This is a genomic window from Leekyejoonella antrihumi (genome assembly GCF_007845645.1).
Taxonomy (GTDB): domain Bacteria; phylum Actinomycetota; class Actinomycetes; order Actinomycetales; family Dermatophilaceae; genus Leekyejoonella; species Leekyejoonella antrihumi.
Map to the genome: position 1 here is coordinate 1 of NZ_VCQV01000037.1, position 24705 is coordinate 24705.

Genomic DNA, 24705 nt, shown 5'->3' on the forward strand with positions numbered 1-24705 from the left:
ACCGGTCGACGTCGGCAGTAGCGGCTCGACTATTGCCCAGAACTCATCGGAAATCTGATCCTCACGCACCATGCATCCCACGCTCTCAACGTCAGCGCCGAATCTTTGGGAGACACGCTCTAGCCGGTCCCGGACGCCTGACGCGCGCGATAGGCGGCTACATTCGCCCGGTTTCCGCAGCCTCCGTCGCAGTATCGCCGGGACCGGTTCTTGGACAGGTCCACCATGACGTTGTCGCAGTCGTCCGCCGTGCACCACCGCAACCGGCCCAGCTCGCCCGCTCGCACCACGTCCACCATCGCCATGGCCGCCTCGACCGCCATCCGGGTCGCCAGCGGTGCCTCTGCGGACGTCGCGTGCAGGTGATAGTCCCACTGGTCGTGGCGGACCAGCTGCGGCACCGCGCCCGCCTGGCGCAGCAGGTCGTTGACCAGCGTCACCGTCTCGTCCTCGGTCGCGCCCCACAGCGCCACCAGCCGGGACCGCACCCGCACGACCTCTCGGCGCTCCTGCTCGTCGTGCCGCCGGCGGCCGGTCCAGCCCCACTCGTCGACAAAGGCATCCAGCCCCGCCGGATCGGCCAGGGGGTCCGGCTCGCCCTTCTCCGTATTGACCAGCGCTGCGAGCGCCGCCAGTGCAACATCCGTGTCATGAGTGAAAAGCATCTTGACCTCTGTCTTGGTTTTCTTCTATCATCGTGCCAGAAAGAGTCGTAGGTATATTTTGCCACTTACAAACCTTCTCCTCCTGTCCCACCCGACCGCACTCGTTCCACGAGCTCAAAGATATGAGGTGATTGTGACCGCACAGCTGGCCCGCACCGCCGCCACCGCACCCCGCAAGGCCCCCTCCAGCGCCGCACCGATCGGCATCGCACTGGCCTCCGCCGCGGCCTTCAGCACCTCCGGGCCGTTCGCCAAGTCGCTGCTGAACACCGGGTGGTCGCCCGCTGCGGCAGTCACCGCCCGGATCGCGCTGGCCGCGCTCGTCCTGGCCATACCGACCGCCCGAGCCCTGCGCGGCCGCTGGCACCTGCTGCGCAGCCGCCTGCCGATCATCGCGATCTACGGGCTCACCGGCGTCGCAGGCTGCCAGCTGGCCTACTTCAACGCCATCGAGCACCTGTCGGTCGGCGTCGCGCTGCTGCTGGAATACCTGTCACCCGTGCTGCTCATCGGACTCTTCTGGGTGCGCCACCGCCGCTCGCCCGGCCGGCTCACCCTCGCCGGGGCGGCCCTGTGCATCGGCGGCCTGGTGCTGGTGCTCGACGTCTTCAACGGCGTGCACATCTCCCTCGTGGGCGTCGCCTGGGGCCTCGGCGCGGCAGTCTGCTCGGCGGCCTACTTCCTGCTCTCCAGCCGCGCCGACGAGGACTTTCCGCCCATCGCGCTGGCGGGCACCGGAATGGTGGTCGGCGCGCTCTTCCTGGTCGCGCTCGGCGCGGTCGGCGTCACCCCGATGCACGCCACGACCTCGGACGTCGTCTTCGCCGGCCGCCAGGTGTCGTTCCTGCTGCCGCTGCTGGGCATCTCGGTCCTCGCGGCCGCCTTCGCCTATGCGGCAGGGGTCGTGAGCGCCCGTCTGCTCGGCGCGCGGGTGGCCTCCTTCGTGGCCCTTGCCGAGGTGCTCTTCGCGGTGCTTTTCGCCTGGCTGCTGCTGGGTCAGCTGCCGCTGCCGGTCCAGCTCGCCGGTGGCGCCCTGATCGTCGTCGGAGTTGTGCTGGTCCGCAGCGCCGAGGTGCAACTGGCAGACTGAGGCCATGGCACGTCGCGAGCTCACCGTCGGTGTCGGCGCCGGGGATCTCGCCACCGCCGACATGGTCCTCAACATCGGGCCGCAGCACCCCGCAACCCATGGCGTGCTGCGCCTGCGGGTCACCTTGGACGGCGAACGCATCATGGCCGCCGACCCGATCGTCGGCTACATGCACCGCGGTGCGGAGAAGCTCTTCGAGGTGCGCGACTACCGGCAGATCCTGGTGCTGGCCAACCGGCACGACTGGCTGTCCGCGTTCAGCAACGAGATCGGCCTGGCCCTGGCTGTCGAGCGGATGCTCGGGATGGATGTGCCGGAGCGCGCCACCTGGGCACGCACGCTCCTGACCGAGCTGAACAGGGTGCTCAACCACCTGATGTTCCTTGGCTCCTACCCTCTGGAGCTTGGTGCGATCACGCCGATCTTCTATGCCTTCCGCGAACGCGAGGAGCTCCAGGCGGTCATGGAGGAGATCTCCGGCGGGCGGATGCACTACATGTTCAACCGCGTCGGCGGGTTGCGCGAGGACATCCCGGCCGGCTGGCTGGTCCGAGTGACGGCGGCCATCGACGCCGTGCGCCGCCGGATGCCCGACCTGGAGAGCCTGCTGGTCGGCAACGAGATCGTGCACGCGCGCACCCGTGGTGTCGGCGTACTGACCCCCGAGGTCATCCATGCCTACGGCGTGTCCGGCCCGATCGCCAGGGCGTCCGGCGTCGACGTCGATCTACGCCGCGACCAGCCCTACCTGGCGTATGCGGAGCTGTTCGCGCCCGGCGGCGCGGGTCGGGTCGTCACCCGCACCGAGGGCGACTGCCTGGCACGGCTCGAGGTCCTGCTCGAGCAGGTGCAGGTCAGCCTCGACCTTGCCCAGGCCTGCGTCGAACGGCTATCGGCGATGCCGGGCGGGCCGATCAACGTCAAGCTGCCCAAGGTGGTCAAGGTGCCCGAGGGCGACGACTACGTCGCCACCGAGAACCCGCTGGGACTGAACGGCTACTACCTGGTCTCCCGTGGGGAGAAGACCCCCTGGCGGCTCAAGCTGCGGTCGGCGTCCTTCAACAACGTCGCCGTGCTCGCCGAGGTCCTGCCCGGAACCCTGCTCGCCGACATGGTCGCGATCCTCGGATCGATGTTCTTCGTCGTCGGCGACATCGACAAATAGGCCGGCACCAGTGCCTGGTGTCGAGATGCAGGAAAGGGCATGTCACTGAAGCCTGCCCGGAGATTGTCGACGCAAGCGCGCACCTCATGTCGATCGCCACGACCCCTCAGCTCAAGTGACCCGCTCTCACCAGCGGGTGGCACAACGCTGGTCTGGTGGACTTCTCGCTGAGCATCAGGTACCCGCTGTGGCGCAATCCGGCCGACCGGGCCGACCCGGTATACCTTGCCGAGCTCGACGAGGAGAAGCGGTCGGCGATCGAGACGGTGCCACCGCGGCCGCGGTGGCTGATCGACCAGGTGCAACGCATGCGGTATCCGCAGCCGTGGGAGGCGGGTTGACCCGGTTCGGGGGCTGACGATGTGGACGAGGTGGCGCAGATGGTGCCAGAATCGAACAGGGTCCAACCGTGGCTTGACCTGCCGTGAGGGCCTGCCTCTCGAAGGGCGGTCACCGATGAGCAACCGGTTTGATAGCTACACGGCGTACAGCATCGGCTGCGCAGGGGTGTGGGGCGCGATCCTCGCCCTCGGACGCCGTCGGTTGGATGCTCCGACGTGGCGGGTTCTCAGGCTTGTATGCGGCGGGTGGTGGATCGGATGGACGTCGGCCACCATTGCGCGCAGTGGCTATCCACCGGCGAAGCCACTCACGCCCACGGGTGCCAGGAGGCTCCGCAACGTGTCGATCGTGCTCGTCGCGCTCGGCCTCGCCAATGTCGCTCGGATGATGGTGACTGGCAAGCGATTGCCCACAGACTCCGCCTGACCGCCGAGTGCTGTGATCACCCGGACCCGGGATGGCAGTCGGCGAGGCCCGCGCCGTAACGGCACTCTGGTCCAGCCCATCGTCGCGAGCGTTCCGCACAGCACGCCGGCCGACGTGCTCGAGGATCGGCCACCCGACCGGAGATCGCCTCACCCGTCTAGGCGAGGCTGCCCCCGTAACGGGTTCCACCTGCGGGGTGCGTAACTGCCCGATGCGGCTCTAGCCGACCCAGGGCGCCGGGTCATGGTGGAGCGGCTCACTCAGGGGCCGACCTCAGTGACCGAACTCGCCAAGCCACTCTCCATCTCGCTCGTCGCCGTTGTGCAGCACGCTCACGTACTCGAAACCAGCGGCCTCGTCCGGACCAAGAAGGTGGGCCGCGTGCGAATCTGCAGCATCGACACGGCTGCTCTTCGATCGCTCGAGTCGTGGATCACCGACCGAAGGACCCTGGCAGAACGGCACCTCGACCGCCTCGGCCAGTACTTGGAAGACACCGCCTACGTGCAGCACCCCAACCCACGTACTCCCAAGGAGCGACCATGACCGCGCATTCCGTCATCCACGACACCTTCACGGTCGAGCGAACCTACCCGGCGAGTCCCTCACGGGTTTCCGCTGCCTTCGCCTCGCTTGTAGTCAAGACCAGTCTACGACCTCGTCCCCGTCGAACGAATCGTGTACAGCTATGAGATGTACGCCAACGATGTCCGCATCTCGGTATCGGTGGCCACCATCGAGTTCGCCCGAAGTGGCGCCGGCACAGTGCTTAGATGCACCGAACAGGGCGCATTCCTCGATGGGATCGATGGCCCGAAGGCGCCCAGGCTGCGCGAGGATGGCACGGCCAGGACTGCCGAGGCGCCGGTGCAGGACCGGCCACATGCGAGTACTCCGAGGGCTGCGTCCCGAGACCTGCCATCGCAACCGCTTTCGCACCTGGCAGTTTCGCTCTGCGGCTTGAACCGGTCTTACCTCAGACCGAGTCGGGTCTTGCCGTCGAGCAGTTCCCGGGCGATCTCCAGGTGACCGGAGTGGGCAGCCGTCTCCTCGATGAGATGCAGGACGATCTCGCGGACGCTCATCGGTTGATCCCCGGCCGCGGTGCCGTGCCGTCCACGTGGCGCCGCATCGAGCGCGGTGACGGCGAGCATCTGGTCAGTCTGCCGGGCCTGGTCCCGGTAATAGGTCAGCACCTTCGACGAGGCCCAATCAATGACGAACGGCGCATCCGGGTCGTACGGTTCATCGCCGAAATCCTCATCGAACGGATGACCCGGATCGTCTGCGAGGATCACGTCGCACGTCCAATGCCGCTCGGCACCGCCGAGGTGCGTCACGAGTCCCGCCGGCGTCCAACCCGACGGCACCACCGAGGTGTGCCAGTCCTCCTCGGACAAACCGTCCACGATCGAGCGCACCGAGGCGCGCTGATACTCCAGCGCCGCGAGGAGCGCCGGGCGATCTGCCTCGTCAAAACCTGGGACCATTACAGAATTCTGACAGCGCCTGGACGGCAGTCGCAACCCGCAGCAGCACTCTCGTAAAACAGTTGCTGGCCAGCCCGCCGAGGGCAATCGCCAATCTCCGCCTAATGATCGATCAACGGTCGGCCGGGTCTCTCGACCTGGGTGCGGTCCGCGTCGCGAGGACCTATGACCGTCGGGTGTTCAACATGGGTCAGCGCACCGCGGTCGAGGGCGCGTTTAGGTTGGTATCGCGGTCCGCTCGTCATCGCACCCGTCACAAGTGAGGCGCCCGCGCGGTGGGTCGACGGCTCACCGCGCTGCTCCTTCTGTGGGCAGCCAGAAAGCGAGACGGTGAAACTCATCGCTGGCCCCGGTGTGCACAGCTGCGTCGACTGCGTCAGATCATGCATCCCAGATCATCGAGGAGGAACACCTACCTCGACGTTCATGAAGCGGGCGTCCCGCACGACGATCCACCCGCGGGGTGCGGAACTGCCCGATGGGGCACCTTGCGCACGAACAGCCGTCGAGGAGCCTTCGCCGCGCGCCGGGTCCAAACTGTGCCCGCATCACCGCCTCCCGACGACGGTCAGGCTCCGAGCGCTCCCCCACCGCCCGATCCACGGCGACGACGACGCTCCTGGTCGTCATCATCGGGGATCCGGCACCAGGACTGCACCACGAAACCCGCGGCGACGAGTCCGAGAGCGCCGGCCGCGAGCAGCACCGCCATCCAGAACGCGTCCTGCACCGACGGGACGTCCAACGATCGAGCGTCAACCGCAGCATGCGCGACATACCACGCGGCGACTGCGGATCCACCCAGCGCGCAGGCCTGCCCGGCCACCAGCGTTCGACGCGCCCGCATCGGGGTCGGCATCCTGGTCGACTGTCCCTGGAGGTACCGGCGGATGTCCCATCCGCCGACCAGCACCAACGCGATCATCAGGACGAGCACGCCGAGAGCGAACCACGAGTTGTTCGGCATCGCGTGACCCCGGGTGCTCCACAGCCGCAGCGCGGCATACGCGACCACAAATACCAGTCCCCCGCACCCGGCGGCGTGCTTCCACGTGACGCCGTTCTCGATCACAGCGGCCACCACGGCGGTCCGCTGCGCACGCCGGAGACATCGACCGCGCCCAGGATCTGCAGCACGGGTCGGGCGGTGTCGCCGCAGCGCAACGCCGCGGCCGGATCCACCTGCGACCAGGGCACCAGCACGAATCCGCGGACAGCCGCGCGCGGGTGTGGGAGCGTCAGGTCGTTCGTGGCACAGATCAGGTCCGAACCATTGTCAGGGTCGCCTACCTGGATCAGGTCGAGGTCGAGCGTCCTTGCACCCCATCGCACTTCCCGTATGCGGTGGTGCCAGGACTCGATCCGGTGCAGCTCACCGAGCAGGTGCAGCGGTGCGAGGCGGCTGCGCGCGATCACGACCGCGTTGAGGTAGTCCGGCTGGTCCGGGCCGCCGACCGGGTCGGTCTCGACCAGCGGCGACACTGCGACCACCTGAATGCCTGGGGTCCGATCGAGTGCGCGGACCGCGGCACTCAGCGTGGCTTCCCGGTCGCCCAGGTTTGCTCCGCAGGCGATCACGACCTGGCGGTCCTGCTCACGCCTGATGCGGACGGCCGGTCCGCCGAGCTGTCCGTCGTGGAAGACAACGCCCGCCGGCGCCTGCGGCTTGTGGATCGTGACCTCGACGGCTTCGACGGCCACGCGGGTCAGGGCCGTGTCGGCGATCCGCTGGGCCAGCGTCTCGATCAGGTCGACCGTCGGCCCGCGCAGGATGGCCTCGGCCTCCTGCGCGATCTCGGCGTAGCTCACGGTGTGTGCGAGGTCGTCGCTGTGGCCCGCGCGGCTCAGGTCGCACTCGAGCACGATGTCGGCGATGAATCGCTGCGGAGAGGTCTTTTCCTGCGGCAGCACCCCGTGGCAGGACGTGACAGTGATCCCGTTGAGGATGATGCGATCAGCCGCCATGCCGGCGGCACCGAGCTGCGGTCGTTCAGCCACTGTCACCACACTCCTCGATGGCGGCGACGACGTCCAGGGCGGCAATGGTCGAGCGCACGTCGTGGACCCTCACGCCCCAGACTCCCGCCTGGGCGAGGACGACGCTCACGGCCGCGGTGGCCAGGTCTCGCTCCGCTGCGGGCACCGGTTCCTCTCCGCGTTGTGCGATGCGAGCCAGGAAGGACTTGCGCGATGCGCCCACCAGCACCGGCTGGCGCAGCCGCTCCAACGCGTCGAGATGATGCAACAGGGTCCAGTTCTGTGCCGCGGTCTTGGCAAAGCCGAGTCCGGGGTCGAGCACCAGGCGGTCGGCCCGGATCCCGGCGCCCAGCAGGTCCTGCGCACGCTGCTCCAGCTCACGGCATACGTCTGCCACGACGTCGTTATAGACGGCGCGGGACTGCATGTCGTGGCTGTGGCCGCGCCAGTGCATCGCGACGAATATCGCCTCGGAGCGCGCAACGGTCTGCGCCATCTTGCCGTCCGCCAGTCCACCACTGACGTCGTTGACGACGCACGCACCGGCGTCGAGCGCGGCTGCCGCGACACCGGATCGCATGGTATCGATGGAGACCGCCGCCCCTTCGTCCGCCAGCGCGCGCACCACGGGGATCACCCGGTCGAGCTCCTCCTGCGGGCTCGGCCGGTCCGCGCCCGGCCTGGTCGACTCGCCGCCGATGTCGAGGATGTCCGCGCCCTGCTCCAGCAGCTCGATGCCGTGGGTGATCGCCGCCCCGGGCTCCAGCCACCGTCCGCCGTCGGAGAATGAGTCCGGCGTGACGTTGACGACCCCCATGACCAGCGGTCGTCGCTCAGGACGGACGGGCAGCGGCCGGGGGCGCGTCCCGCTCGCGGGGGCCTTCACCGACGTCACCGTCGGCTGTCGCTCAGCAGCAGGCTCATGGCCTCGGCTCGGGTCGCCGGGTTGCGCAGCTGTCCGCGCACGGCCGAGGTGATGGTGTGGGCGCCCGGCTTGCGGACCCCACGCATCGACATGCACAGGTGCTCGCAGTCGACCACGACGATGACCCCCAGAGCGCCGAGGTGCTCGACGAGCGCATCGGCGATCTGGGTGGTCAGCCGCTCCTGGACCTGCGGCCGCTTCGCGAAGACCTCGACGAGCCGGGCGATCTTGGACAGTCCGGTGACTCGCCCGTCCCGGTCCGGGATGTAGCCGACGTGCGCGACCCCGTGGAACGGCACGAGGTGGTGCTCGCAGGTGCTGTAGACCTCGATGTCCTTGACGATGATCAGCTCGTCATGGTCGACGTCGAAGGTGCGGTTCAGCGCCTCCGATGGGTGCTGCCACATCCCGGCGAACGACTCGGCATACGCGCGCGCCACCCGTCCGGGGGTGTCCTTCAGTCCCTCGCGGTCGGGGTCCTCCCCCAGCGCAATGAGCAGCTCACGCACCGCCGCGGCGGCACGGGTGAGGTCAACCCCGCTCGGGTTCGTCATGTCGTCCGGCCTCCGGGGTTTCGATCACGGCCTCCGGCGGATGCACGTCGACGCGCTGCTTGTCCAGGTCGACCGGGTAGTCACCGCGCGCGAGGGCTTCCTGCTCGGCCGGCGTCAGCACCGGTCCGCGGTCGCTGACATGACGCCGGTCACTGGACAGCCACACCGGCCGCTGGGGTCGCTTGCGGACGTCGGCGAAGACGCCTTTGAGCTGGTCGGCGTTGAGCGTCTCCTTGTCCAGGAGCTCGAGGACCAGCCGGTCGAGGACGTCCCGGTTGTCGTTCAGGGCCGACCACGCCTCGTCGTGGGCGGCCTCGATCAGCCGGCGCACTTCCTCGTCGACAACTCCGGCGAGTTCTTCGGAATAGTCACGCTCGTGGCCCATGTCGCGGCCCAGGAAGACCTCGCCCTGCCCACTGCCGAGTTTGATGGCCCCGACGCGTTCGCTCATGCCGTACTGCGTGACCATCGTGCGGGCCAGTCCGGTCGCCTTCTCGATGTCGTTGGAGGCTCCGGTGCTCGGGTCGTGGAAGACGATCTCCTCCGCGACCCGGCCGCCGAGCGCGTAGGCGAGCTGGTCCAGCAACTCGTTGCGGGTCGTGGAGTACTTGTCGTCCACCGGCAGCACCATCGTGTAGCCCAGAGCCCGACCGCGCGGCAGGATCGTGATCTTGCTGACCGGGTCCGTGTGATTCAGCGCCGACGCCACCAGTGCGTGCCCGCCCTCATGGTAGGCGGTGATCTTGCGTTCCTTCGCGCTCATCACCCGGGTGCGCTTCTGCGGTCCGGCGATCACGCGGTCGATGGCCTCGTCCAGTGCCCGGTTGTCGATGATCTGCGCACTGCTGCGCGCGGTCAACAGCGCGGCCTCGTTGAGGACGTTGGCCAGGTCGGCCCCGGAGAAGCCGGGGGTCCGGCGGGCGACGTTCAGCAGGTCGATGTCCCCCGCCATCGGCTTGCCCTTGGCGTGCACCTGCAGGATGTGGTGCCGGCCTGCCATGTCCGGTGCATCCACCGCGATCTGCCGGTCGAACCGGCCCGGCCGCAGCAGCGCCGGGTCGAGGATGTCGGGACGGTTGGTCGCCGCGATGAGGATGACGTTGGTCTTGACGTCGAACCCGTCCATCTCGACCAGCAGCTGGTTCAGCGTCTGCTCGCGCTCGTCGTGGCCACCGCCCAGGCCGGCGCCACGGTGGCGGCCTACGGCGTCGATCTCGTCCACGAAGATGATGGCCGGCGCATTGGACTTGGCCTGCTCGAACAGGTCGCGGACTCTGGAGGCGCCGACACCGACGAACATCTCCACGAAGTCCGAACCGGAGATCGAGTAGAACGGCACACCGGCCTCACCGGCGACGGCCCTGGCGAGCAGCGTCTTACCCGTGCCCGGCTGGCCGTAGAGCAGTACTCCCTTGGGGATCTTCGCTCCGACGTCCAGGAACTTCTTCGGAGCCTCCAGGAAGTCCTTGATCTCCTCGAGCTCCTCGACCGCCTCGTCGGCGCCGGCCACGTCGGCGAAGGTCACCTTGGGCATGTCCTTGGTCGCCAGCTTGGCCTTGCTCTTGCCGAACTGCATGACCTTCGAGCCGCCGCCTTGCATCTGGCTGAGGATCAGCCAGAAGACACCGAGGACCAGCACGAACGGCAGGATGTTCAGCAGCAGCGTCACGAAGACGTTCTGCTGCTTCGTGTCGTCGGTGTAGCCCTTTGCCGGCTGGTGCTTGGTCAGCAGGTTGACGAGCTGGTCACCGCGAGCGCTGACATAGCTGGCCTCCACCTGCGTGGCGTTCTTGACGTTACCGCCGGTGTACCCGCTCTTCAGCGTCAGCTCGACGGAGTCCGGGGTGAGCTTCGCCGACTCGACCTTGTTCTGGGTGATCAGCTGCTCGGCTACCGAGGTATCGATGTTCTGGTAGCCACCCACGCTGCCGAAGGTGAACCAGAGAAACCCGATCGCGACCACCAGAAAGATCAAGAGGCCAGGGTTTCGAAGAAGACGCTTGTAGTTCATGAACGTGCGGGGCTATGCCCCGATCCTCCTGCTCGGTTGGCCGCGTGGCCGACATCAGACGTCAAGACGGTACACCGACGGGTAACTACCCCATCACACGGCATACGCACCTGTAACGAGCCGGCGTGGGCCTGTGTTCCGGGAGGCGCCGATGATCTGCGCAGCCGGCACTCAGCTGTAGACGTGCGGCGCAAGGGTGCCGATATCGCGCAGATTGCGGTACTTCTCGTCGTAGTCCAGCCCATAGCCGACCACGAACTCGTTGGGAATGTCGAACCCGACGTACTTGCAGTCGATCGCCACCTTGGCGGCCTCCGGCTTGCGCAGCAGCGTGCAGATCTCCAGGGACGCCGGCCCGCGGGAGCGCAGGTTGCCCTGGATCCAGTTGAGCGTCAGCCCGGAGTCGATGATGTCCTCGACGATCAGCACGTGCTTGTCGGTGATGTCCTCGCGCAGGTCCATCAGGATGCGGACGACACCGGAGGACTTGGTGCCCGAGCCGTAGGAGGAGATGGCCATCCAGTCCATCGGCACCGTCCCCGGCAGCGTCCGCATCAGGTCGGCCATGACGAGCACCGCACCCTTGAGGACCCCGACGAGCAGCAGGTCCTTACCCTCGTAGTCCTGCCAGATCTGTTCGCCCAGCCGCTCCAGTCGCTCCTGGATCTGATCCTGCGTGAACAGGACGTGGTCAAGATCATTGCCCATGTGCGACGAGTCCATGACTCTATTGAACCGGACCGCGCTCGACGACCAACCGGGAGGCCACCCGCCGCGCCCGCAGACCGCCCGGCACGTCGACCGGCCCCTGTCCGTGCCAGGCGGTGAGCAGCGCGTCCAGAGCCTGCACGTGCACCCTGCCCACATCGGCGGCGGCGGCGCCCTGCCGCGCCATCAGCAGGCGCCACACCCGGGCGCGCACAGCCTGCGGCAGGGCGGCGAGTTCGTCCGCCGCCCAGGGCGGTTCCCTCAGCCGGTCTGCCGCGGCAAGCGCCATCTCATCGAGAAGGTCCGCGTCGCCGCGCGCGATCTGCGCCGACCGGGCGAGTCCGGCGATCACCCCCGGACCGATCTCCTTCTCCAGGTCCTGCAGGGTGGCGCGGGCGCGGACCCGCAGATACCGCCGGTCCTCGTTGTGTGGGTCGTCCCACCAGGTGATCCCGAGCGCGGTGCACGCCGCCCGCGTCTGCGCGCGCGTGAGGTCGTCGAGGAAGGGCCGCAGCAGCGCGCACTGCTCGTCGAGGGCGCGTTTCGACGAGCCGGAGGCCCGATCAGCAGGGTCGATTCGCGCTGTCGGCAGAGTTGTGCACGGCGACATCCCGGCGAGGGACCGGGTCCCGGAACCACGCGCCAGTGCCAGCAGCACGCTCTCGGCCTGGTCGTCGCGGGTATGTCCGGCCAGGACGCACCGTGCGCCGTGGGCCGCGGCGGCATCCGCGAGCGCGGCATACCTCTGCATGCGGGCCTCGGCCTCAGGCCCCGCTCCGGTGCCGACATCGACTGCCCGAATGTCCACCGGGTCCAGCCCGAGGTCCAGGCACTGCGCCGCTGCACGGGCGGCCACCTGCTCGGATCCTGGTTGCAACCGGTGGTCCACGACGATCGCGCCCGCGCGCAGACCGGCGCGCGGAGCCTCGAATGCGGCGGCGGCCGCGAGCGCCAGCGAGTCGGCTCCACCGGAGCAGGCCACCAGGACGAGCGCGTGCTCGGGCAGCTCCCCGTAGGCCCGGAGCGCGCGGCGCACCGCGCTGCGACAGGCCGCGACGGCGGGGTGTGGGCCCGGCATACGTCAGCCGTGGACGCGCGCCACCCAGTCGAGCGGCGACTCGATCTCGGTGGGGGTCGGCAGGGTCTGCGGGGAGGTCCACACGGCATTGAGACCGTCCACGCCCACCTTGTCGGTGACTGCACGGCAGAAGACGGCACCATCACGGTACTGACGCATCTTCGCCTCCAGGCCGAGCAGCCGGCGCAGCAGGCGGTCGATGCCGCCGGCTCCCTTGCGACGGCGGTCGAACCTCGCGCGAATCTGCTCCACGGACGGCACGATCTGCGGTCCGACATCATCCATCACCACGTCGGCGTGGCCCTCCAGCAGCGCCATGATGGCGGTGACCGAGGCCATCTCGGCGCGTTGCTGCGGCGCGACCACCAGATCCGCGATGCCGGCGCCGCCCTCGCGCAGCGCGCCGGGCAGCTCACGCAGAGCACTGTGCAGGCGTTGCTGGAGCGCCTCCGGATCCGGCACCAGGTCCACCATCAGGTCGCGGACCCGCGTCACCAGATGGTCGCGCAACCACGGGACCGCCGTGAACTGCACCCGGTGCGTCTCCTCGTGCAGGCAGACCCACAGCCGGAAGTCGCTCGGGTCGACGCCGAGCTCCCGTTCGGCGGTGACGATGTTGGGTGCCACCAGCAGCAGGCTGGGCTGACCGCCCGGCGCAAGGTCGTACTGCCCCAGCACCTTGCTCGCGACGTAACCCATCAGGGCACCGGTCTCCGTGCCGGTCACCTTCGCGCCAACGGCGCGGGCGGCCCGCCCCGCCGCCTTCTTCGCGGTGATCTTGTCGATCACCGGGTCCATCATCGCCTGCATCGACGCCACGTTCACATCGATCCACGCGGTGCGGTCCACCACATGTACCGGGCTCTCGCTGCCGGCGGAGGCATCCATCCGGGCGGTCTCGGCGACCGGTCCGTGCGCGCGAGCGGCCGCCGCCCGCAGCTCCTCCACCGCTGCCCTCGCCTCGGCGGCGCTGACCGTGGGGCCATCGGAGACCAGCCGGCGGCCGGTGCTGGCGGCCAGGCCCCAGTCGACATACGACGTGTGTCCCGCATCGTCGGGCTGCTCGTCCGCACTGCTCGCCATGCCCCCCACCGTAGGCCTCACGACGCGTACTCCGGGACCGCGGCTCGCGATACGGGTCGTGGGTGGCTTCCCGACGCGGGGCCCCGCGAAGTATCGACCGGAGCTTGCGGAGGGAGAACTTCGTGGGGATCAGCTGCAGCCGCACTTCGCCAGGTCGGCGACGATGTTGTCGATCGCCGCCCGGGTGGCCCAGACCCCGTCCGGGAACGCGCCATTGGCGATGATCGCGAAGACCAGCAGGCGACCGTCCTTGTCCACCACGGTCCCGGCCAGTGAGCTGACCAGATTGAGACTGCCGGTCTTGGCGCGCACCCATCCGGCCGCGGAGCTGTTAGTGACCTGCAGGAACCGATCGTCGAGTGTGCCGTTCCAGCCTCCGACCGGCAGCCGGGAGAGCACTTCTTGAAAGGCCGGGTTGTGACCGCTGGTGCCCGAGGTCAGCACGTCACCGAGCACCCGCACGGGAATCGTGGTGCCTTCTGCGAGTCCGCACACGTCACCGAGGTGCACTCCCGCCATGTCGAACCCGGCCTTCGTCAGCGTGCGGACCACCCAGTGCGTGACCGAGGCATTGTCACCGGCCACTCCGTCGGCGAACGCGGCCTGCCGGGTCAATGACTCGACCATCGCGTCGTCGCTGTCCTGCAGCGCCATCCCGAGCACGTCGATCAGCGGGGACGACTCGACCTTGCCAAGCACCGCGGCGTCTGCGGCTGCACGCACCTTCGCCCCGGTCCTCACCGTGAGCCCCTGCGCCGACAGGTCCTTGACCAGAGCTCGCTGGGTGTCCACGTTCGGGTTGGCGGCCGCGGGCCGCGGCGGGTCCGCCCGCTCAATAGACAGGCCCAGCTGGGCGATCCGGGTCGTGTAGCCCACGGACAGGAAGTCGGGCGACCAGCCGGGCACCGCGAAGGGGCCTGGCGCGTAGGACGTGTCGTAGTCCACTATGACCGTGGAGCGGCCGGCGGCCTTGACCTTCTCGGCGACCTGCGCGGCCAGGTCGGCGAGACCGGCGTGTCCGTCGACCTTGTTCGGGTTGCCCCTGCCGGGGCTCAGTGCGGTGTCACCGCCGGCGACCAGCACAACATGCCCGGTCGCGCCGGCGACCACTTTGGTCGTCAGCGGCTTCGACAGGTTCATCGTGTTCGCGATCGCCCAGGCGGACAGCAACTTGGTCACTGACGCCGGCGTCACTGCCTTGTTGGCGCCCCTGTCGAGCAGGTGGGCGCCCGTCGTGGCATCTCGCACGGTGACGGCCACCGTCGATGTGAGGTTCTTGCTGGCGAGGGGTCCGGCAGTGATCGCCTTGATCCTGGCGGCCGTTGGCTCGGCGCCCTCCAGAGCAGGCAGAACGCTCGGTGACGGTGGTGCGGCCGGAGGTTTCACCGACTTCGCCGCGGCCGCCGCGTGCCCCGGCTCGGGCACGGGTGGCTGCGGAGCGTCCTGCAGCGTCAGCACGCCGGGAACAACGTCATACACGTCGAGCGTGCCGTATCCGAGCACCACGATCAGCACGACGCCGGCGCCCGCGCCGACCTTGTGCCACCTGCGCATGTCACCCCTGCTTCTCGATCTGGCCGGTGTGCGGGAGACTTACCAGCAACCAGTATCGCCATGCACAGAGTAAGGGCACGCTACATGGAGTTCGACGTCACCATCGAGATCCCCGCGGGCAACCGCAACAAGTATGAGATCGACCACGAGACCGGCAGGATCCACCTGGATCGGCGTCTCTTCACGTCGATGCAGTACCCCGCCGACTACGGCTACATCGAGCACACCCTCGGCGAGGACGGCGACCCGCTCGACGCGATCCTGCTGATCGAGGAGTCGGTGTATCCCGGCGTCATCGTCAAGGCGCGGCCGGTCGCGGTCTTCAAGATGGTCGACGAGGCCGGCGGCGACGACAAGGTGCTGTGTGTCGTGGCCGGCGACCCGCGGACCGCCGGCACCCAGGACCTGGGCGACGTGAATGAGTTCACGCTCGCCGAGATCAAGCACTTCTTCGAGACCTACAAGGCGCTCGAGCCGGGCAAGGCCGTCGAAGAGGGTTCCCACTGGCAGGGACGTGCGGAGGCCGAGAAGGCCGTCACCGACGCCCTGGACCGCGCCAAGCAGCACGGTCACTGACCCCATCCCCCGTCGAGTGGGGCACCTAGCACTCGAGTGGAGCACATATTCATACTCCGCTCGGCGGTTACCTGCTCCACTCGACGGGTGAGGCGCTCGCGCCGCTACCTTGCCTTGACAGCGATCACCGGACAGTCCGCCTCGAGCAGGACCGTCTGGGCAATGCTGCCGAAGAGCACTTTGCCGACCCTGGAGCGTCGACGCAGCCCAATGACGATCGCCGACGCTGCACTGTCCGTTGCTGCGCCGAGGATCTCGTCGGCCGGGCTGACCACCCGAAGTCGTTGGCGCACGACATACTTGATCTCCGCCTTGTCGAGTCGAGCGCGAACCTCAGCCAACTTGGACTTGTCGGCGATCGCCGGGTCGCCCTCTGTGGTGTCGCTCTGTGACGCGTTGACAAGCAGGATGTCTTCCTCGCCGCGCCGCGCCTCGAGCACCGCACGATCGAGAGCCGCATCTCCCTCAGGCGTTGGCTTATATCCCACAACCACGGTCATCTCCGACTCCAATCGAGTGATGAGCACGCCGCCCACGATCTCGTCGACGCCGGGAGCATCTTGTCGACGTCGGTGACCGGCACTTTGGCGTGGCTCAGTCTAGCGGCGCGAGACTCTACAAGTCCGTGATTCGATGGCTATGGTCGGGCGTCGGAGGTGCGCTCGCGGTCGCGACGCACGGCCCGTGGAACCCGGTGCGGACCCGCGGGTATGAGGTGCGCGTAGTCGTCCTGCCGGTGCACGAGGACCCGGGTCTTGCGGCGTAGCCGCAGGATCTGGATGATCCCGATCGCCCAGACGACGTACTGCACGCAGAACGCCCACCGGAACGCGTGCAGGTCGTAGCTGTCCGGTCCGCCGGGCGACAGGTGGTCGAGCACCACCCCGATCAGGACCACGCTGCTGAAGGACGCCGTGAACCCTCCGACGTTGACGATGCCGGTCGCGCTGCCGAGGCGCGTCGGCGGGTTGAACGTGCGGGCGAGGTCGAAGCCGACCATCGATCCGGGCCCGCCGATGGCCGTGATCACCACGAGCACGATCAGCATCCAGAGCGGCGCCCGTGTCGGCCACAGCAGCACCACCGTCCAGGTGAGCACCATCAGCGCAACCTGCACGAGCACAAGGGACGAGCGGCTGTAGGGGAACCGCGTCACCAGCGCGCCGAAGACCGGGCTGGCCGCAATCGCCGCCACGACCATCAGGGACAGCAGCAGGCTCGCGGTGGTGGCGCTGAGTCCCTCGCCCTTCACCAGGAAGGGGAAGCCCCACATCAGCGCAAAGACCGTGCTCGCGAACTGCGAGGTGAAGTGGCACCAGAGACCGAGCCGGGTGCCCGGTTCGTTCCAGGCGTGTCGCACCGCCCGACCGACCGCCCGGACCTTGATCTGGGTGCGGGCCTGATCGACGTAGGGCGAGTCCTTGACCACGACGAGCAGCACGGCGCCCAGCACCACGCCGGCACTGGCCGCAGCCAGGAACGAGGTCTTCCAACCGAACGCGTGCAGCGCGGCAGACAACGGCACGGCCGCCACGACGGCGCCGAGCTGACCGATGATTCCGGTGATCTGCGTGACCATGGGGGTACGGGCGGGTGGGAACCAGAGCATCACGATCCGCAGCACCGACACGAACGTCATCGCATCTCCCATGCCGACGAAGATGCGAGCCAGCAGGCCCGCGGCGAAGGTGTCCGCGAAGGCGAAGCTGAACTGGGCCAGTGACATCGTGACCACGCCGGTGATCAGCAGTGCACGCGAACCGAAGCGATCCAGGAGCGCGCCGACGGGCACCTGCATCGCGGCATACACCAGCAGCTGCACCATGGTGAAGGTCGCCAACTGGGCCGAGCTGATGTGGAACCGCTGCGCCGCGACGACACCGGCCACGCCGAGTGAGGTGCGGTGGAACACGGCGAGGACGTAGACGCTGATCGCGCTGGCCCAGACGATCCAGGCCCGCCGACCACCGAGGGGATAGCGCAGGGTCTGACCGGTCACCGGCTACCCACCATCTCGCCGGTGTGGGCCACGTGCTCCCGTGCAGCCCTGGTGAACTCGGCACGCGTGCCGTGCTCAAGCAGCGCCAGCAGCTCCTTGTGACCGACCACGGCCCGCGTCATCCGAGCCTCGTCGGTCCGCATCACGCTCGCGACGATGCACAGCTGACGGTCCCGCAGATGGCGATACTGCCGGGTGATCACCGAGTTGCCGGCCGCCTCGACGATCACCTCATGGAAGGCGCGGTCGGCCGCGCTGAAGGCCGCCGCGTCCTTGATTCTGCGAGCTGCAGTCATGTCGTCGAGCAGCTGATGCAGGCGCGGGCCGAGCTCTGCGCGGCGTGGCCAGGCGTGAGTCGCGGCCCACTCCTCGATCAGCACCCGGGCCTCGAATACTTCCCGGGTCTCCCGCGCCGTCACCGGAACCACGAGGGCGCCCTTCTTCGGGTAGAGCTCGACCATATCCTCAACCTGTAGGCGTAGCAAAGCTTCTCGGACCGGAGTGCGTGAGATGCCGATCTCCTCGGCAAGGGCGCCCTCGGTGACGAAGGTGCCCCCGGCAAGCGCTCCGGAGAGGATTGCTGCCTTGATGTGGCTGTAGGCCCGCTCGCTCGCGGGCACCGGGTGTTCAGCGGCTACTGCAGTCGACATGATGCATACATCATAGATGCAACATGTATGCATCTTCCAGTCGACGACGTGTGACTTGCCACTCCCTCGCTCATGCCGTTAGGTCGTGGTGTGCAGACCTTCACCAGAGACGACCTGACCTTCGACGTCACCGACAGCGGACCGGCCGAGGGCGAGGTCGTCGTGCTGCTGCACGGGTTCCCGCAGGACCGCACGGCCTGGGACAGCGTGACTCCCGCGCTGAATGCGGCGGGGCTGCGCACCCTTGCGCCCGACCAGCGCGGCTACTCCCCCGGCGCGCGCCCACGCAGTCGCACGGCATACACAATGGAGGAGCTCAGTGCCGACACGCTCGCACTGCTCGACGCCGCGGGCGCGAAACGCGCTCATCTCGTCGGACACGACTGGGGCGGGGCGCTGGCCTGGGCACTCGCGGACCGCCATCCCGATCGCGTCGCCTCGCTGACCGCGCTGTCGACGCCACATCCGGCCGCCATGGGATGGGCGTTCACGCACGGCGACCAGTGGAAGAAGAGCTGGTACATGGTCTTCTTCCAGCTGCCGTGGCTGCCCGAGCGCGCCGTCGCACGCGGCCTGCACGACCTGTATACGCATCACGGTGTCGCAGCGGAGCAGGCCGCAAAGTACGTCGCGCGGTTCAACAACCCGCAGGAGCTTCGCGGACCGCTCGGCTGGTACCGCTCGATGCCGGCCAGCCGCTCGATGAAACGGTCCCTCGCCTCGCTGCGGAAGGGGCGGTCGGCAGGCGCGTCGCAGCCTCGGCGGATCACGGTGCCGACGACCTTCATCTGGGGCAGCCGCGACTTTGCGCTCGGGCGGGCGGCTGCGGAGAAGACCCGAGAATTCGTCTGCGGTGACTACGAGTTCATCGAGCTGGACGAGAGCCACTGGCTCCCGGAGGTCGTCCCGGACGTGGTCGCCGAGGCCGTCCTGCAAAGAGTTCGGTCCGTGGGCAGGTAGGCCTACTTGTGGCGGTCCTTCCGGGGCTTGTCGCCCAGGATCGGGTAGACCGGCGGCGGGGGCGGCGGCCTCCGCCGATCCCGGGCCCTGCCGACGAGTACGACGATCAGGAACAGGACGATGAAGAAGACGCACATGGCAGCAAACGTCAGGCCCAGGCCGTACGGGTGACCCGTCGGCTCGTCGAGCCCTGCCACGGGTTGCCAGGCTGCCAGATGATCCATCACCGTGCCATTGTCTCTCAGACGTCCCGCGTGCTCACATCGGCCTCGATCTCGACGTACTCCGCAGCGATCTGCGCCGCAAGGTGAGCGTTCGAGCGCACCAGCGCGATGTTGGCCCGCAGACTGTCGCCACCGGTCAGTTCGACGATCCGCGCGAGCAGGTATGGCGTGGCGTCCTTGCCCGTGACCCGTGCCGCCCCCATGTCGGACAGTGCCTGGTCGATGATGGCGTCGATCGTGTCGGCGGGCACCTCGTCGTCCACGGGGATGGGGTTGGCCACATTGACGCCGGCAGTGATGCCGAGGCCCCACTGAGTGTGCATGATCCGGGCCACCTGCGCCGGTGAGTCGGCGCGCATCGGCACCCGGTGGCCACTGCTGCGCGAGTAGAACGCCGGAAACTCGTCCGTGGCATACCCGATCACCGGCACGCTCAGGGTCTCCAGCTGTTCCATGGTGAGGGCGATGTCCAGGATCGACTTCACGCCGGCCGACACGACAGCGACCGGCGTGCGGGACAGCTCGGTGAGGTCCGCGGAGATGTCGAAGGTTCCGGCGGCGCCGCGATGCACCCCACCGAGCCCGCCGGTCGCAAAGACCCGGATGCCGGCCAGATGCGCGAGCCGCATCGTGGCGGCCACGGTGGTCGCGCCGTGCACACCGCGCGCCAGCACGTAGGCCAGGTCACGCACGCTCGCCTTCTCGACGTCGCCGCTGCTCGCGAGCAACTCCAGCTGATCGGCGGTCAACCCGACGTGCGCCATCCCGTCGAGCACGGCGATGGTCGCCGGCACCACCTCGTGGCTGCGGATGATGTCCTCCACCTCGCGCGCCATCTCGACGTTCTGCGGGTAGGGCATGCCGTGGCTGATGATGGTGCTCTCCAGAGCAACCACCGGACGGTGGTCGCGCAGGGCCTCGCGGACCTCGTCGGTCAGGTGGATGGCTGGGTTCATATGACGTCCTTCCGTCGGGGTGAGGGCACCTCTCGCTGGACGGGGGGTGCTGGGTGCTCTCGGCGGATGCGCTCGACCGCGCAAGTGCTCAGATCCGGCCGCACAGTGTGCGGGCTGGTGATGGTCAGGTAGGCCGCCGCGGCGCCATCACGGGCCGCGTCCTCGTCGCCGCGCCCGGTCAGCAACGCCTGGACGTAGGCGGCGAGCATGGCGTCGCCGGCGCCGGTCACGTCGACCGGCACGGCCGCAATGGCGGGAATGTGAACCGTGTCCACGCCGGTGATCAGCGTGGACCCGCAGGCGCCCTGACGCACCCACACCCGGCGCACCCCGCGATCGAGGAGGGTGCGTGCGGCATACGCGATCTGGGCGCAGGTCCCGGTCGGCTCACCGGTCAGCGCGGCGAGCTCGTGCCGGTCGGGGGTGATCGTATGCAGTTGGTGCCGGCCGTCGAGCAGGCCGCTCAGCCGACCCGCCTTGGGCGCGCTGACCGGGTCGAGCAGCACCGGGGTGCCGACGTGCACCAGCACGTGCTCGATGACCGGCAGCGGCAGGTTGCCGTCCAGCACGAGCAGTTCGGCGCTCTCCAGCAACGACATCGGCAGCCGTGCGACGTCCATCGCCTCGGTGGCCGCCATGTCGGCGATTGCGACCACCAGCTCACCGTCGTCGCCGAGGACGGCAGTGTAGGTGCCGGTTGGGCTGTCCACGCGAGTGACGTGCTCGACGTCGACACCTGCGGCCGCAGTCTGCCGCAACACCCGCCGCCCCGCGTCGTCCCGCCCTATCACGGCAACCAGTGACACCGGGGCGCCGAGCCGCGCGAGATTCTCGGCCACGTTACGACCCACTCCGCCGGGCGTCGCGACCGTGCGACCGGGGTTACTGGTCGCGATCTGCACGGGGCGACCGCTGCGCGCAACGATATCGAGGTTCGCACCTCCGATGACCGCAACTGTCCCGCGCACCACCTCATTGTCGCTCAGGTGGTGAGATACGCCGTGCCGGTCCGCTGCTCGCTGTGAATCGCGTCGAGGATGGAGGGAGCGGCCGCCTTCTCCAGCTTGCCGCCGATGAGCGGGATGCCGGCCTTCAAGTTGGCCTCCAGCGTCAGGGTGGTGGCCTCCCCCTCAGGTCGCATCACGATCTTGCCGCGCATGGTGATCGGCTGGCCCTTGATGAGGACGTCGACGTCCGCGGTGCGCACTCCACCCTCGTCCGGCGCACTCCACGTCTGGGTCTCCGTCACTCGAACGGTCTGCCCGATCAGCTTCTTCAGCACGTCCGGGATGCCCTCGGTCAGCATCTCGCGCTCGTTGCGGATCTCGGTGGTCTCACCCGCCTCCGTGACGCTGGCGCTCGAGGACAGCGAACCGGCGTCGGCGCACTTCTTGTCCTGAAATGTCTGGTCGGTGGTCATCGCCCAGACCTGGTCGGCATCCGCCGCGTAGGTCCATTTCTCCGAGATTCGCATACGCGCAGCGTAGTGCCACAGCCTCCACTCAGGCGGTTTACGCCCGACTGTGGCAACTTCGTCGCTACGCTGCCAGCGGCACCGGCGACAAGGAGAGAATCATGACGAACGAACCAGGCCAGCAGTCCCCCACCCACGACGAGGGCGTCTTCGACGACTCCGGTCGGCGCCTGCTCAGCACGAAGCTGACCCGCCGGCTGAACGACAAGCTCAATATCCAGCTCGACCAGGGTGAGCAGTCGGCGCTGGTCGCCTGGACGTCGTTTGCCGTCACCTTCGGGGCGACCCGCGCCCTCACCCACTGGATTCGCGCCGGGCACGGGCCCAAGGGCGGTGGGATGAGCGTCGGCGGACGCCACTTCCATCACTACAACATCGGCATTGCGTTGCTGACCGGCATCGGAGTCCTCGCCATCCGAGGCCAAGCCCAGGACGAACGGCACCCCGCCACCGCGCTCTCCTACGGCATGGCGACGGCGCTGATCGCCGACGAGGCTGCCCTGCTCATCGACCTGGAGGACGTCTACTGGGCCAAGCAGGGCCGCACGAGCGTCGACATCGCGATCGGCATCATCGCCCTTGGTGGGGTCGCGATCACCGGGTCGTCGTTCTGGCCGGCCGCGGCCCGCGAGATCCGCGACTGGCGGCAGGGAAACTGACCCCTCTCGAGGACGTAGGAGCGAAGACTTTGCGGGGTGGCTTGTCGGGGTCCTCGCAAAGTACTGAGCGACGAAGGAGCGAAGACTTTGCGGGGTGGCTTGTCGGGGTCCTCGCAAAGTACTGAGCGACGTAGGAGCGAAGACTTTGCGGGGTGGCTTGTCGGGGTCCTCGCAAAGTACTGAGCGACGTAGGAGCGAAGACTTTGCGGGGTGGCTTTCAGACGAGCTGTTCCTCCGGCAGTTGTCCGTCGCCAGCCACGGAATCGACGATGTCCTTGATCTCGTCGGTCTCGAATCCGCTGCGCACACCCCAGAAGTAGGCACTGATGGCCAGGACGATCTCGATCAGCGTGCCCCAGGGGAACGCCAATGGCGGGTTCTTCAACGGCCCGTAGAACCCGTAGTAGGAGATCGGCAAGGTGCCGAGCAGCAGCCACAGCAGCCAGGCAGAGCGTTCGATGTGCAGCCTGCCCACCGGCGTACACAGCGCCCACAGCAGCACGCAGAAGATGATCAGCGCCGCGGCGAAGGCGATGAAGTAGGGCCAGAACGACCAGCCGCCGACGCTCTGTCCACCGTCGGCGGTCAGCACCCAGCCACCGGAGCGGGCAATCCACACCCAGACCACCAAGAAGACGACGCCCAGAACGACCGCCGGCACCTTCGGCGCCCACCCCTCCTTCCACGCGTAATATCCCGCGAACAGCGGCAGTCCGATGAAGGTCGCGGTGAACACGTTTGCCAGCGTGGAGAACCCTGCCCAGTAGAGGATCAGCGCCGAGGCGAGGAAGCCCACCAGCGACCACAGCCCGGCCTGCTTCAACCGGAACGGGCGGGGTAGTGAACCGGCTGTCCGACGCAGTACCGGCAACCCCACTCCACCCATCATGTAGGTGAGCACCGCTGCGGCACTGATGAATCCGACGAGCTGATACCAGCTGGGTGCGGGCACGAAGAACACGCAGGCGACCACGGTGGAAACGATCAGGGAGATCCACGGGATGCCAAATCGGTTGTTGGCCTGAAACATCGGTGGAATGTTGCGATGCACGGCCATGCCGTATGACGTACGGGTCGCCGTGCCGAGGTAGACCCAGCCGGTGGCCAGCGGTGAGACGGCCGCGTCGATGAGCAGCAGCGTGCCAAGCGCAGTCAGCAGCGCGAGATTGGCCGAGTCGAGCGCGTGGAAGAACGGGCCGTCGGCCCACTTTCCGGTCTCGAGCAGGCTCCAGTCGCCCGGCGAGAGGCCCATACTCGCCCATCGAATCGCACCGATGAAGGCCACCTGCAGCAGGGTGTAGATGACCATCGGGATGGCGATTGACCCAAACGTGGCAAGGGGAACATTGCGTTGCGGGTTCTTCACCTCGCCGCCGTAGTCCAAGGCTTGGCGGAACCCCAGCAGGGAGAAGATGATCCCGCTGGAAGCAATCGCGTGGAAGATCGGCCCGACTCCTTCGGGCGCGAAGCCGCCGAAGGAGTGGAAGTTGCTGCTGTCGAGGACGAAGAACAGCCCGATGAAGGTCAGGGTCGGCAGGGCGAGCTTCCAGATCGTCACCCACCGGTTGGACTCGGAGAGGAACTTGGCACCGAAGTAGTTGAGGATGAAGAAGAGGATCATCAGCACGATGCCGAGGAGAATGCCCTGCGGCCAGCTGAGGATGTCGACGCCGTCCTTCTTCTCCAGCAGGTGCAGGCCGGGATACTTGCCGCCGAGGTAGGTGATGGAGGCGATGGCCTCGATCGGCGGGATCGTCACTGCCGACAGCCAGTAGGCCCAACCGATGATCCAGCCGGAAAAGGCTCCATGCGTCAGGTAGGTGTAGCGCACGATCGCACCCGACCTGGGCAGCATCGAGCCGATCTCGGCATACGCCAGGGCAATCAGACCGACGAGAATCGACGCGATGATCCACGCGAGGATCGCGGCGGGACCCGCCACACCCGCAGCCGACAGCACCCCGAACAGCCACCCGGATCCGATCTGCGCGCTCACGCCCAGCAGCAGCAACTGCGTGAACGACATCGTCCGACGAAGGCCACGATCCGCCAGCTCGAACTTGCCCAGACCATCATTCTCTGTCGGCGCCATCTACCGAAGGTACAACCGAATCATCCTCGAACGCAGACTTACGGCAG

The 24705-nt window shown here is 67.9% G+C and carries 27 protein-coding genes and 1 pseudogene; 8 read left to right on the forward strand and 20 right to left on the reverse strand.

The features are described 5' to 3' along the window. Nucleotides 1-119: 119 nt before the first annotated feature. Complete coding sequence (locus tag FGL98_RS20190; protein ID WP_146319865.1) at nucleotides 120-665, reverse strand: CGNR zinc finger domain-containing protein; 546 nt, start codon at nucleotides 663-665, stop codon at nucleotides 120-122. Nucleotides 666-798: 133 nt separating this feature from the next. Between FGL98_RS20190 and FGL98_RS20195 the strand changes: the two genes are divergently transcribed. The 4 genes from FGL98_RS20195 to FGL98_RS20210 all read left to right on the forward strand — a co-directional run bounded on the left by FGL98_RS20195 (nucleotide 799) and on the right by FGL98_RS20210 (nucleotide 3688). Continuing rightward, nucleotides 799-1755: an EamA family transporter gene (locus FGL98_RS20195; RefSeq protein ID WP_246136663.1), complete on the forward strand. Its 957-nt coding sequence runs from the start codon at nucleotides 799-801 to the stop codon at nucleotides 1753-1755. A 4-nt stretch (nucleotides 1756-1759) separates the two neighbouring features. After that, entirely contained in the window at nucleotides 1760-2920 is a 1161-nt protein-coding gene (locus tag FGL98_RS20200; RefSeq protein ID WP_146319869.1) for an NADH-quinone oxidoreductase subunit D, read from the forward strand. Between the two features lie 155 nt (nucleotides 2921-3075). Next, nucleotides 3076-3261 (forward strand): hypothetical protein, encoded by a 186-nt coding sequence (locus tag FGL98_RS20205; protein WP_146319871.1) that lies wholly within the window; start codon nucleotides 3076-3078, stop codon nucleotides 3259-3261. Nucleotides 3262-3376: 115 nt separating this feature from the next. Further along, the gene (locus tag FGL98_RS20210) at nucleotides 3377-3688 is read left to right on the forward strand and encodes a hypothetical protein (protein WP_146319873.1); all 312 of its coding nucleotides are present in this window, start codon (nucleotides 3377-3379) and stop codon (nucleotides 3686-3688) included. Between the two features lie 273 nt (nucleotides 3689-3961). Here FGL98_RS20210 and FGL98_RS26510 read toward each other — a convergent pair whose 3' ends face one another. Both FGL98_RS26510 and FGL98_RS20225 read right to left on the reverse strand, forming a co-directional pair. Continuing rightward, nucleotides 3962-4201, reverse strand: coding sequence for a hypothetical protein (locus FGL98_RS26510; RefSeq protein ID WP_246136664.1), 240 nt, complete (start codon nucleotides 4199-4201; stop codon nucleotides 3962-3964). 458 nt (nucleotides 4202-4659) lie between these two features. Further along, the gene (locus FGL98_RS20225; RefSeq protein WP_146319877.1) at nucleotides 4660-5178 is read right to left on the reverse strand and encodes a DinB family protein; all 519 of its coding nucleotides are present in this window, start codon (nucleotides 5176-5178) and stop codon (nucleotides 4660-4662) included. Between the two features lie 165 nt (nucleotides 5179-5343). Here FGL98_RS20225 and FGL98_RS27230 point away from each other — a divergent pair. Beyond that, nucleotides 5344-5553, forward strand: a pseudogene (locus tag FGL98_RS27230) (ClpX C4-type zinc finger protein); the annotation flags it as partial. Between the two features lie 193 nt (nucleotides 5554-5746). Here the strand turns inward: FGL98_RS27230 and FGL98_RS20235 are convergent. The 9 genes from FGL98_RS20235 to dacB all read right to left on the reverse strand — a co-directional run bounded on the left by FGL98_RS20235 (nucleotide 5747) and on the right by dacB (nucleotide 15068). Further along, nucleotides 5747-6250: a DUF3180 domain-containing protein gene (locus tag FGL98_RS20235; protein WP_186526278.1), complete on the reverse strand. Its 504-nt coding sequence runs from the start codon at nucleotides 6248-6250 to the stop codon at nucleotides 5747-5749. Next, on the reverse strand, nucleotides 6247-7176 hold the full coding sequence (folK, locus tag FGL98_RS20240; RefSeq protein ID WP_246136665.1) for a 2-amino-4-hydroxy-6-hydroxymethyldihydropteridine diphosphokinase: 930 nt from the start codon (nucleotides 7174-7176) through the stop codon (nucleotides 6247-6249). The genes FGL98_RS20235 and folK overlap by 4 nt, the downstream gene beginning before the upstream one ends. Further along, on the reverse strand, nucleotides 7169-8041 hold the full coding sequence (gene folP, locus FGL98_RS20245) for a dihydropteroate synthase (RefSeq protein WP_425461013.1): 873 nt from the start codon (nucleotides 8039-8041) through the stop codon (nucleotides 7169-7171). The genes folK and folP overlap by 8 nt, the downstream gene beginning before the upstream one ends. A 5-nt stretch (nucleotides 8042-8046) precedes the next feature. Then, a complete protein-coding gene (folE, locus tag FGL98_RS20250; protein ID WP_146319882.1) occupies nucleotides 8047-8634 on the reverse strand; it encodes a GTP cyclohydrolase I FolE in 588 nt (195 codons plus the stop codon). Next, a complete protein-coding gene (ftsH, locus tag FGL98_RS20255) occupies nucleotides 8612-10645 on the reverse strand; it encodes an ATP-dependent zinc metalloprotease FtsH (protein ID WP_146319884.1) in 2034 nt (677 codons plus the stop codon). Before ftsH ends, folE begins: the two co-directional genes overlap by 23 nt. 171 nt (nucleotides 10646-10816) lie before the next feature. Then, nucleotides 10817-11368: a hypoxanthine phosphoribosyltransferase gene (gene hpt, locus FGL98_RS20260; protein WP_146319886.1), complete on the reverse strand. Its 552-nt coding sequence runs from the start codon at nucleotides 11366-11368 to the stop codon at nucleotides 10817-10819. A 4-nt stretch (nucleotides 11369-11372) separates the two neighbouring features. Next, entirely contained in the window at nucleotides 11373-12431 is a 1059-nt protein-coding gene (gene tilS / locus FGL98_RS20265; protein WP_146319888.1) for a tRNA lysidine(34) synthetase TilS, read from the reverse strand. A 3-nt stretch (nucleotides 12432-12434) separates the two neighbouring features. Beyond that, nucleotides 12435-13514 carry a zinc-dependent metalloprotease gene (locus FGL98_RS20270; protein ID WP_146319890.1) on the reverse strand — a complete coding sequence of 360 codons (1080 nt, stop codon included), beginning with the start codon at nucleotides 13512-13514 and terminating at the stop codon, nucleotides 12435-12437. Nucleotides 13515-13643: 129 nt separating this feature from the next. Next, nucleotides 13644-15068, reverse strand: a complete 1425-nt coding sequence (dacB, locus tag FGL98_RS20275) for a D-alanyl-D-alanine carboxypeptidase/D-alanyl-D-alanine endopeptidase (RefSeq protein WP_146319892.1) — start codon at nucleotides 15066-15068, stop codon at nucleotides 13644-13646. Nucleotides 15069-15152: 84 nt separating this feature from the next. Between dacB and FGL98_RS20280 the strand changes: the two genes are divergently transcribed. After that, nucleotides 15153-15644, forward strand: a complete 492-nt coding sequence (locus FGL98_RS20280; RefSeq protein WP_146319894.1) for an inorganic diphosphatase — start codon at nucleotides 15153-15155, stop codon at nucleotides 15642-15644. A gap of 104 nt (nucleotides 15645-15748) precedes the next feature. Here the strand turns inward: FGL98_RS20280 and FGL98_RS20285 are convergent, their stop codons facing one another. The 3 genes from FGL98_RS20285 to FGL98_RS20295 all read right to left on the reverse strand — a co-directional run bounded on the left by FGL98_RS20285 (nucleotide 15749) and on the right by FGL98_RS20295 (nucleotide 18293). Next, entirely contained in the window at nucleotides 15749-16144 is a 396-nt protein-coding gene (locus FGL98_RS20285; protein WP_146319895.1) for a universal stress protein, read from the reverse strand. A 137-nt stretch (nucleotides 16145-16281) separates the two neighbouring features. After that, on the reverse strand, nucleotides 16282-17643 hold the full coding sequence (locus FGL98_RS20290; protein ID WP_246136666.1) for an MFS transporter: 1362 nt from the start codon (nucleotides 17641-17643) through the stop codon (nucleotides 16282-16284). Beyond that, complete coding sequence (locus FGL98_RS20295; protein ID WP_186526279.1) at nucleotides 17640-18293, reverse strand: GntR family transcriptional regulator; 654 nt, start codon at nucleotides 18291-18293, stop codon at nucleotides 17640-17642. The genes FGL98_RS20290 and FGL98_RS20295 overlap by 4 nt, the downstream gene beginning before the upstream one ends. Before the next feature lie 72 nt (nucleotides 18294-18365). On the opposite strand from FGL98_RS20295, the gene FGL98_RS20300 reads away from it, so the two are divergent. After that, a complete protein-coding gene (locus tag FGL98_RS20300; protein ID WP_146319899.1) occupies nucleotides 18366-19253 on the forward strand; it encodes an alpha/beta fold hydrolase in 888 nt (295 codons plus the stop codon). 2 nt (nucleotides 19254-19255) lie between these two features. Here FGL98_RS20300 and FGL98_RS20305 read toward each other — a convergent pair whose 3' ends face one another. The 4 genes from FGL98_RS20305 to FGL98_RS20320 are packed head-to-tail and all read right to left on the reverse strand — an operon-like array spanning nucleotide 19256 to nucleotide 21907. Beyond that, a complete protein-coding gene (locus FGL98_RS20305) occupies nucleotides 19256-19480 on the reverse strand; it encodes a hypothetical protein (RefSeq protein ID WP_146319901.1) in 225 nt (74 codons plus the stop codon). 14 nt (nucleotides 19481-19494) lie between these two features. Continuing rightward, entirely contained in the window at nucleotides 19495-20433 is a 939-nt protein-coding gene (locus FGL98_RS20310) for a pseudouridine-5'-phosphate glycosidase (RefSeq protein ID WP_146319903.1), read from the reverse strand. Then, on the reverse strand, nucleotides 20430-21401 hold the full coding sequence (locus tag FGL98_RS20315; RefSeq protein ID WP_222432295.1) for a carbohydrate kinase family protein: 972 nt from the start codon (nucleotides 21399-21401) through the stop codon (nucleotides 20430-20432). The genes FGL98_RS20310 and FGL98_RS20315 overlap by 4 nt, the downstream gene beginning before the upstream one ends. A gap of 14 nt (nucleotides 21402-21415) precedes the next feature. Next, nucleotides 21416-21907: a DUF2505 domain-containing protein gene (locus FGL98_RS20320; protein WP_146319908.1), complete on the reverse strand. Its 492-nt coding sequence runs from the start codon at nucleotides 21905-21907 to the stop codon at nucleotides 21416-21418. 101 nt (nucleotides 21908-22008) lie between these two features. Here FGL98_RS20320 and FGL98_RS20325 point away from each other — a divergent pair, with 101 nt between their 5' ends. After that, the gene (locus tag FGL98_RS20325; protein ID WP_222432296.1) at nucleotides 22009-22566 is read left to right on the forward strand and encodes a hypothetical protein; all 558 of its coding nucleotides are present in this window, start codon (nucleotides 22009-22011) and stop codon (nucleotides 22564-22566) included. 217 nt (nucleotides 22567-22783) lie between these two features. On the opposite strand, the gene FGL98_RS20330 is transcribed toward FGL98_RS20325, so the two are convergent. Beyond that, nucleotides 22784-24658 (reverse strand): APC family permease, encoded by a 1875-nt coding sequence (locus FGL98_RS20330; protein ID WP_146319910.1) that lies wholly within the window; start codon nucleotides 24656-24658, stop codon nucleotides 22784-22786. Between the last annotated feature and the right edge of the window lie 47 nt (nucleotides 24659-24705).